Source organism: Halomonas sp. DP4Y7-1, assembly GCF_019800705.1.
Classification (GTDB): Bacteria; Pseudomonadota; Gammaproteobacteria; order Pseudomonadales; family Halomonadaceae; genus Halomonas; species Halomonas litopenaei_A.
The window spans coordinates 1-1,428 of record NZ_JAHVKS010000027.1 but is presented as its reverse complement, the minus strand read 5'-3'; the positions used below and the strand labels follow the sequence as shown (position 1 = coordinate 1,428).

General features: G+C 69.2%; 1 pseudogene. It reads left to right on the top strand.

What is annotated here, in order from left to right:
* Positions 1 to 1,428: pseudogene (locus tag KUV72_RS19680) on the top strand (hypothetical protein); the annotation flags it as partial.

Sequence of the window (1,428 nt, the reverse complement as noted above, 5' to 3'; positions counted from 1 at the left end):
CTGGCCAACGCCTCGGGCACGCTGGAGGCCGCTCGGCTGAATGTCGCGGCCACCCGCGTCGACAACACCCAGGGCAGGCTGCTGGCGGACCGGATCGGGCTGAGGGCAACGACCCTGGGCAACCAGGGCGGCGCCATTCTGGCCGAGCGCGACGGCGCGGTGATCACCCTCACCGGTCAGGACGCTGAGCTTAATAACGCCGACGGTGTGATCGACGTGGCCGATGGCACGCTCGCCATCGTCGCGGCCGAGGGGGCGATCCACAATCAGGCCGGGTCGATCAGCGCCGACCGGCTCACCCTGGAGGCCTCGAGCCTTGATAACCACGACGGTCAGCTGGCGGCGGTGCAGGGCAATGCCGCCATTCAGGCCAACCGGCTCGACAACCAGGCCGGCCTGCTGGCCGCCCAGGGCGGCGAGCTGACGCTGGACATCGCCACCGTCGACAATCGCGCAGGCCGTCTGCAGGGCGACGGCGTCCGCCTGACCGGGGCGCGCCTCGATAACCGTCAGGGCACACTGACCGCGGTGGAGCGTGACCTGGAGGTACAGCTCAGCGGAGCGCTGGATAACGGCGACGGACGAATGCTGGCCAATGGCGTGCTGGGGGTGGACAGCGCGACCCTGACCAACCTGGGCGGTCAACTGGCCGGTCGTGGTCTCAGCCTGACCACCGGCATGCTCGACAACCAGCAAGGTCTGGTCGAGTCCAGCGCCGCGCTGAGCGTTGACGTCGATGGCCTGGCCAATGGCGGCGGCACGCTAAGAAGCCTGTCTGGTCAGACGACGACCCTTAGCGCGCGTCAGCTCCTGGACAACCGTGGCGGCGTGATCGAGCTGGGGAGCCGCGACGCCCGTGTGAACGCTGCGGATATCGATAACCGCGATGGAACGCTACGCCATGATGGTGACGGGGTGGTGCAGCTGGTGGCCGAGCAGTTGGCCAACCTCAACGGCCGCCTTCAGGGAACCGGTGGCGTCAGCGCCGAGCTTGGCCGTGTCGAGGGGGTAGGGCAGTGGCAGGCCAATGGCCCGCTGGTCCTCGCCAGTGAGGCCGCGCTGAGCGTCGGTAGCAACGAGCGGCTGTCCAGCGCCATGGCCTTGAGCCTGCGGGCGGCGGGGCTGGTCAATGCCGGCCTGGTGGCGGCCAACGACAGCCTGACCCTGACGCTGGATGGCGCGCTGAACAATACCGGGCAGCTGTCGAGCCAGGGCCGCCTGGCGGTGACCGCCACCGGCCTGACCCAAGACGGCGGGCGCATCGCCAGTGCCGGCGACGCTTCCTTCCGCTTGAGCGGTGATGTGACCAACCTGGGACGCCTGACCAGCCAGGGCGACATGACCCTGAGCGCGGCCTCGCTCGATAACCAGGGCACCCTGGGCAGCCTGGGCGACCTGCGCCTGGATAGCGCCAGCATCACCAATGCC